This window comes from Synechococcus sp. H55.7 (assembly GCF_047462395.1).
Lineage (GTDB): Bacteria > Cyanobacteriota > Cyanobacteriia > Thermostichales > Thermostichaceae > Thermostichus.
Map to the genome: position 1 here is coordinate 101418 of NZ_JANSJD010000011.1, position 7561 is coordinate 108978.

A 7561-nucleotide genomic window follows, 5' to 3' on the forward strand; every position below is an offset into this window, starting at 1 on the left:
CAAAAGCTGGGAGCCTCAATGGCTGCAGGATGCTACCGAATTTTACCAGATTTGTTCTCTTCGTTAAGACTGCAGATCCTGCGCCGAAACAGAAGGGATCCGTTGGAGCCGGCTCTCCCCACCCTCTCAAGCCTGAGTGAGGGCAGCCAAAAGAGAGTGGACCTGTTGGACGTGGGCGTGGGCCGCGGAGTTTCTCGCCTGGTGTTGGCCCAGCTCCGCCTCCAACTGCGCCAACTCTCCTGCCAACTCCGCCCAGCGATCTCGCTCGGGGTAGAGGGTGGCCTGCAGGTGGTTGAGGCGGCCCCAGGTTTCGGCCATCGCCTGGGTGCGCGCCCGCAGGGATCTCTCCTCCTGCTCCAGTTGTTGCCACTGCTGCTGCAATTCCTGCTCTTGGCGGGCCAGTTGCTCCTGTTGAGAGGCCAGGGAGGATTCCAGTTGGTGAACGAGGGTTTGCAGACGGTTTTTTTCCTGAAGAAGATCCTGCTTCTGGCTGCCGATCTGCTCCAGGATCGGCCCGATATCCACTTGAACCGGGGCGGCAGCCTGATTCTGAAGCTGCCTGAGACGGGCTTCCTGGCGGGCCAGCTCTTCGTATTCCCGCTGCAGGTTTTTCTCCTGGGGCGCCAGGGCCTCTTCCAGGGCGCTGCAGGCAGACTGGGCGTAGTCAATATCCATTTCAATATCGAACCGCTCCTCGGGAGAGGCGGTGGCCAGCCGCTCTTGCAGCTCCCGCAGGGTCTGCCGGTTTTGCTCCAGCTCCGCCCGCTGCTGGCTAACCTGGGCTGCCCGCTGCTCATAATCGCGACGCAGTTGGCTCACCAAGGCCGCCAGCTCCTCCACCGAGATCGCCGACCCTGAGGCACCTGGCCCGCCATTGCTGCTGCCATCGACGATGAAGTCGTACTCCTGCACCAGACGATAGGCTTTTTGGAACAAGCTCTCTTGGGATTGCAACTGCTGGAGGATCCTCTGCAGGTGCTCTTGATAGGCTCGCAGGGATCCCTGCCGGGCTTGCCATTCCGCTTGACCTTGTTCTAGGGATTGTCGGGATCCCCACCAAGCCGTGCGGCGTTCTTGCCAAGCGCGGTGGTCCCGATCCAGCTCCTCTTGCCGGGCTTGGGCCTGCTGACGTTCTGCCTCCAATTGGACAATCTCTTGATTCAAGTGCTCCTGCTGCTGCTGAACCTGGCTTTTTAGGCTGTGCAGAAGCGCCAAGGGATCCCCGGCCGGATGCAGGCTCTCCTGAAGCTGCCGCATCAAAGCCTGGAGCTGGGCTGCTTCTGCTTCCCCCAAACGGCTGGAGCGGGCCTCTTGCAACTGAGCTTGCAACTCTTGCCGCTGCCGGTTCAGGGCTTCTCGCTGTTCCCCGATCAGGCGCTGTTGTTCGGCCAGGTAGGCTTGCTGGGTCGCCAGTTCCTCTTTGAGGCTGTCCAGGAGCTTGCGCTCTTCCTCCACGCCCTTGTACTGCTCGTACAGCCGCCGCACCTCCTCTTCTTGGGCTGCCAATTCCATCTCGCGGCGAGTCAGCTCATGCGCCTGAAAAGTGAGAGACTGTTTCCAAACTTCGATCTCCTCTTCCTGGCTGCGGGCTTTGTCCTGCAAACGGCTGAAATTTTGCAGGTAGGTTACCAGTTGACGGGCGGCTTCGTTGATGCGGGCAACCTGACGGTTGCCGGAGATTTCCGCCAGTACCAAGGCCCCATCCTTGAAGCGACCGGCCTCTTGGGCAATGCGGCCTTCCAGGGTAATGGATTCTTCGTTCACGGCCACCCAGGTGTTGTCCTGCTGCTGCTTGGCCAGCAATTGCAGAGATGACTTAGCAAACCCAATCGGCTTGGATAGCTCTGCTAGGTACAGCACGCCTGAACTCCTTCAAAACAGCATGGACAGCAATCTTCCCAACTCTGCTCAGCCGAGCCTTTGCCCACGATCGGCAAAAAAGAGGGACGGAACGACTGCCGGAGCAAAACTCCCCAGAGCGCAAGAGGCTGCGTCAAGCTTCTCGACTACGTTTACTGTTGATTTTGATTCCACATCGCTCTGGGCAGCGCTTCAGCTCTACACTCAACCATAGGGTAAAAGAAACACCTTTGCCAGAGGCGGTTTGGGGATATTCGGGGTAGCTATTCAAACCGACCGCAGAGCACTAGAGTAGTCTAGGGTGAGGTGTAGAGTTCTGTTCAGGGGTGGTATGGAGCTAGAAGGTGAGCCGCTGGCCGTTCGTCGGCGTTCTCCTGCCCCGCCGGTCGTCGTCGCCTCTCAGGTGTACCAGACAACAGCGCCGGAAGCCAAACCGCGCCACATTTTAGAGGAGATCATCTGGCACAAAGAGCAGGAGGTGGAGCGCCAGCGGGAGCAGCTCCCCTTGAAGCAATTGCAGCAGCAACTGGATCAAGCGCCGCCGGTGCGGGATTTTGTGGCGGCCCTCACCCAATCTCCTCATCCGGTTTCTCTGATTGCCGAGGTAAAAAAAGCCTCCCCCAGCCGTGGGGTTCTCCGCGATCCCTTTGATCCGGTGGCCATTGCCCAAAGCTACGAGGCGGCGGGAGCCAGTTGCCTGTCGGTGCTCACGGATGAGCGGTTTTTTCAGGGCAGCGGCGAGTATCTGCGCCAGATCCGCCAGGCAGTCGGGATCCCCATCCTGTGCAAGGAGTTCATCCTCTACCCTTACCAAATCCTCTGGGCGCGTACTCTGGGGGCGGATGCGGTGCTGTTGATTGCTGCCATTCTCTCGGATGCGGATTTGGGCTATTTTCTCAAGCTGATCCAGCAATTGGGCATGGCAGCTCTGTTGGAGGTGCACACTTGCCAAGAGTTACAGCGGGTTTTGGGCTTGCCGCAACTGCACCAGGCCAAAGGTCAGGTGTTGATCGGCATCAACAATCGGGATCTCAAAACCTTTGCGGTGGACTTGAACACGACGCGGGATCTCTTGGCCGCCCACCGGGATCGCCTGGGCGATCTGCCGGTGGTCAGCGAATCCGGCATTCACTCTCCTGCCGATCTGCAGCAGTTGCGGAGCTGGGGGGTGCGCGCCGTGCTGGTGGGGGAAGCGCTGGTAACGCAGCCGGATCCCGGCCAAGCCGTCCGCTCCCTGTTGTCACCCCAGTAAACCCAGGATTGTCAATGGATCCCAAGAATGGCCTAGATCGATGAAACGTATTCCTGTGCCAGCTCACGTCCACTACGAATTTCTGCTGCGGGTTCTGGAGCGGCAAACGTTTCCGACTGTGGAGGAACAGGATTTTGGCAATCGAGCCCGCACGCAAGAGCTGATCAACTCTTTGCGCAAAGCCCTGACCCAACAGTTGCAACTGGAGGAGGAGTGGCGACAGCGGGGCTATCAGGTGGATTACCGCTGGAACATAGAGGAACCTCAGCCACCCTCTTGACCTTCCAGCCCACTGGAAGGTTTAGCATCAAGCAGGTGGCAGTGGGTTGGGGAGGCTTCCCAGGATGCAAGTTGTTTTGACGGTGCCCAAGCTGGCCTGCGCGGCTTGTGTAGATACCATCACGCAGGCGGTGCGGCAACGGGATCCCCAGGCCCAAGTGGAAGCGGATCCCAAGACCAAGCAGGTGCGGATTACGTCTGAGCGAGCCGACAGCGACTGGCGGCAGGTGCTTGCCCAAGTGGGCTATCCGCCGGCCTAGCGATTTTTTCCTGCCCGGCGGCGTCGGCAGGACAGAGTTCAGAGGTGGGGTTTTCCCCTTGTGGGGGGGAAGAGAGCTTTTGCGTCGCTTTTTCTTTACTACCTAAATTTTTGCTCTGAGGACAGCCATGTCTGATTCTGGTTCCCATTCCGCTGCCCCCGGCCTGTCCGCTTCATCTGCTGGCGGCACTTGGCGCTTGGCCATCCAGGGTATGAGCTGTGCCTCCTGCGCTGCCGGCGTTGAACAGGCCCTGAGTCGCGTGCGGGGCGTTACAGCCCAAACGGTCAACTTTGCCAGCGAGCAGGCCATCGTCCGCGGGGATCCCCGGCTGGTGAATCCCCAAGCATTGATCCGGGTGGTGGAGCAGGCGGGGTATCGGGCGCGCTTGGTCGAAGACGATTGGCAACAGTCGGATCCGGACGACACAGAACGGATCGCCCAATGGGTGGCGGAACGGGAATTGAAGCTGAAGGTGGCGATAGGAGTGGGCCTCAGCACGGTGCTGCTGATCGGATCCCTGCCGATGATGCTGGGACGGGAGATCCCCGGCCTGCCCCCCTGGCTGCAGGATCCGTGGTTGCAGTTGCTGCTGACGGCGCCGGTGCAGTTTTGGGTGGGCCAGCACTTTTATCGTGGCGCCTGGGCGGCTTGGCAACGGCGCTCGGCGGACATGAATACCTTGGTAGCTTTGGGAACGAGCGCTGCTTTTTTCTACTCCCTTTTGGCGACGACTTTCCCCGACTTCTTTCATCGCCAGGGCCTGCACCCGGATGTGTATTACGAAGTGGCGGCGGTGGTCGTCACCCTGGTGCTGGTGGGCAAGTGGATGGAGCAGCGGGCCAAAGGGCAAACCTCCGAAGCCATTCGCAAGCTGATGGGGTTGCAGCCGAAAACGGCAAGGGTCATCCGCGACGGGGTGGAGCAGGATATCCCGATTGCGGCGGTGCAGGTGGGGGATCGGATCCGGGTGCGCCCCGGTGAGAAGGTGCCGGTGGATGGGGTCATTCTAGAGGGATCCTCCAGCCTGGACGAGTCGATGGTAACTGGCGAGAGCCTGCCGGTGAGCAAGTCGGCAGGAGATGAGGTGATCGGGGCCACCCTCAACCAGACGGGCAGCTTTGTGATGGAAGCGCGGCGGGTGGGCAAAGATACGCTTCTGGCCCAGATCGTGCGCCTGGTGCAGGAGGCCCAGGGATCCAAGGCCCCCATTCAACAAGTGGCGGATCGGGTGACCTCCTGGTTTGTGCCGGCGGTGATCGGGGTAGCCATTCTAACTTTTGTCCTCTGGTGGGGGCTGGCGGGCAATCCGACGCTGGCCTTAGTGAACACCATTGGGGTGCTGATCATCGCCTGCCCTTGTGCGCTGGGGTTGGCCACCCCCACCTCGATCATGGTGGCGACGGGGCGGGGGGCGGAATTGGGGATCCTGGTAAAAAGCGCCGATAGCCTGGAATTGGCCCACCGCTTGCGCACGGTGGTCTTGGACAAAACCGGCACCCTCACCGAGGGCCGTCCCAGCGTCACCGATATCTGGACGCCAGGCTCTTCTCCCCTAGCCCTGTTGCGCCTGGCAGCAGCAGTGGAACAATACTCGGAACATCCGCTGGCCCAGGCGGTGGTGCAAAAAGCCAAAGCCGAAGGCATCTCAATCCCGTCGGCCCAGCACTTTCAGGCAAAAGTGGGCGAGGGGGCAGAAGCCTGGGTGGAGGGGCAGCAGGTGCGCATCGGTCGGCTGAGCTGGCTGGGGATCCCGTGGGATCCCTCTTGGTCGGAGCGGGTTCAGACCTGGGAAAGCCAGGGCAAAACGGTGATCGGCGTGGCGCAATCCCATCGTCTGGTGGGGCTGTTGGCCATTGCCGACCCGATCAAACCCACCTCCCCCGCCGCGGTGCGCCAGCTGCAGGAGATGGGCCTGGAGGTGATTCTGCTAACCGGGGATAACCCCACCACTGCCCAGGCCATTGCTCGGCAGGCAGGCATTCGCCGGGTGATCGCCCAAGTCCGTCCTGAGCAAAAGGCAGCCTACATTCGCCAGCTCAGACGGCCCCGACACCCGGTAGCGATGGTGGGAGATGGCATCAACGATGCGCCGGCACTGGCAGAAGCCGATGTGGGGATCGCCATCGGGACGGGCACCGATGTGGCCATAGCTGCCAGCGACATTACCCTAATAGCCGGCGATTTGCGGGGCGTGGTCACCGCCATTCAACTCAGCCGCGCCACCCTTGCCAACATCCGCCAAAATCTCTTCTTCGCCTTTATCTACAACACCCTCGGGATCCCGATTGCCGCCGGGGCGCTCTACCCCTTCACCGGCTGGTTGCTCAACCCCATGCTGGCGGGGGCGGCCATGGCCTTGAGCTCTGTTTCTGTAGTGGCTAATGCCCTGCGGCTGCGGCATTTTCGGCCCTCACCCCCAACCCCTCTCCCAGCCCTCACCCCCAGCCCCTCTCCCTGAGGCACCCAAGCGCTCCGCGCCGCTAGCGCGACCACCCCCAGCCCCTCTCCCTGAGGCACCCTCACCCCCAGCCCCTCTCCCTGAGGGAGAGGGGAGCTAGGGATCAAGGTAGGGGGCCGGGGCTATCCCCCCAGGGGGGCTTGGTGAAGAGCAAGCGGCAAGCTAACCTAAGAGGCTCGGGCAGATTGGGGAAAGCGCGGTGCAAATCCGCCACTGTGACGCAACTGTGATGGGATCCCTCCCTCAGCCAGAACACCCACCTGCCCTTGTCCTGTACCCCTTGCGATTCACAAGGAACGGAGTTTTTTGTGTTGAATACCCTCCCTGTTTCCCCTCCCCTTGCGGTTGGGCAGTTTCCTTCTCCTCCATTGCCCCTCTTGCTCATCGGCCATGGATCCCGCGACCCGGAGGGGCAGCAAGCCTTTCTGGAGTTGGCCCAAGCGTACCAATCCCTCACCCCCCAGCGGCCGGTGATCCCTTGTTTTTTGGAGCTGGCGCAGCCGAGCATCGCCCAGGGGGTGGAACAATGCTTGGCCCAAGGGTGGCAGGAGATCGTGGCCCTGCCGCTGTTGTTGTTTGGGGCGCGCCACAACAAGTTCGACGTGACCGTGGAGCTGGATCGCCTGCAGGCCCTCCACCCGCAGTTGCGCATCCACTACGGGGGGCCGCTGGGGATCCGCATCGAGATCTTGCAACTGCTGCGAGATCGCTTGGCCGCTTTGCTGGCTGCCCAACCGCGGCAGATCCCAGGGGCGGAAACGGTGTTGCTGTTTGTCGGTCGCGGCTCCAGCGATCCCGAAGCCAACGCCGAAGCCTGTAAGCTGGCCCGGCTGCTCTGGGAAGGGTCGGGGTTGGCCGCCGTAGAGACCTGCTTTATCGGCATCACCCACCCCCGCCTGCCGGTGGGTTTGGAGCGGGCCTTGTCCTGGCAGCCGCGCCGGGTGATCGTGCTGCCCTATTTTCTCTTCACAGGGGTGCTGGTGAAAAAAATCGAGGCAGCAGTGCAAGAGCGGCGACGCTGCCACCCCGAGATCGAGTGGCTGATGCTGCCGGAGTTGGGTCTTGTGGATACGGTGTTGCACAGCCTGCAGCAACTGGAGCAGGAAGCCCTCCAGGGACAAACCCCAATGAACTGCCACCTCTGCAAGTTTCGCCTGGCGGTGAGCGCAGAGCTGGGAGTGGGGCATACTCATCACCATGACCATCAGGATCACCCTCACGCGCAGGGATCCCATCACCACCACCATCATCATGACCATCATTCCCATGGGCAGGGATCCCATCACCATCACCACAACCACGGCCATGCCCCCGCAGCGGCTGCGGATCCCTGGGCTCAATTAGAGGATTACCACCGACGGGCTTGGCAAGTGCCTTAACGTAAGGTGCGGAATTCCCCACCGTCTATACGGTGGGGATGGATAGCACCCTCTGACTGATTCTGGATGTATT

6 protein-coding genes and 1 riboswitch are annotated in these 7561 nt (G+C 61.2%); of the genes, 5 read left to right on the forward strand and 1 reads right to left on the reverse strand.

The window, feature by feature from the left end; translation table 11 throughout:
- Positions 1–126: 126 nt before the first annotated feature.
- Entirely contained in the window at positions 127–1860 is a 1734-nt protein-coding gene (gene hmpF, locus NW851_RS07385) for a pilus motility taxis protein HmpF (protein ID WP_414335100.1), read from the reverse strand.
- A 352-nt stretch (positions 1861–2212) separates the two neighbouring features.
- Here hmpF and trpC point away from each other — a divergent pair, with 352 nt between their 5' ends.
- The 5 genes from trpC (at position 2213) to NW851_RS07410 (ending at position 7488) form a co-directional block, all read left to right on the forward strand.
- Positions 2213–3112: an indole-3-glycerol phosphate synthase TrpC gene (gene trpC, locus NW851_RS07390; protein WP_414337498.1), complete on the forward strand. Its 900-nt coding sequence runs from the start codon at positions 2213–2215 to the stop codon at positions 3110–3112.
- Positions 3113–3152: 40 nt separating this feature from the next.
- Positions 3153–3392 carry a DUF5340 domain-containing protein gene (locus tag NW851_RS07395; RefSeq protein ID WP_414335099.1) on the forward strand — a complete coding sequence of 80 codons (240 nt, stop codon included), beginning with the start codon at positions 3153–3155 and terminating at the stop codon, positions 3390–3392.
- A gap of 64 nt (positions 3393–3456) precedes the next feature.
- Positions 3457–3651 (forward strand): heavy-metal-associated domain-containing protein, encoded by a 195-nt coding sequence (locus NW851_RS07400; RefSeq protein WP_414337475.1) that lies wholly within the window; start codon positions 3457–3459, stop codon positions 3649–3651.
- A gap of 127 nt (positions 3652–3778) precedes the next feature.
- Positions 3779–6109, forward strand: coding sequence for a heavy metal translocating P-type ATPase (locus tag NW851_RS07405; RefSeq protein WP_414337478.1), 2331 nt, complete (start codon positions 3779–3781; stop codon positions 6107–6109).
- Between the two features lie 142 nt (positions 6110–6251).
- A riboswitch (cobalamin riboswitch) is annotated at positions 6252–6388 on the forward strand.
- A 29-nt stretch (positions 6389–6417) separates the two neighbouring features.
- Complete coding sequence (locus tag NW851_RS07410) at positions 6418–7488, forward strand: sirohydrochlorin chelatase (protein ID WP_414337481.1); 1071 nt, start codon at positions 6418–6420, stop codon at positions 7486–7488.
- Positions 7489–7561 lie beyond the last annotated feature (73 nt).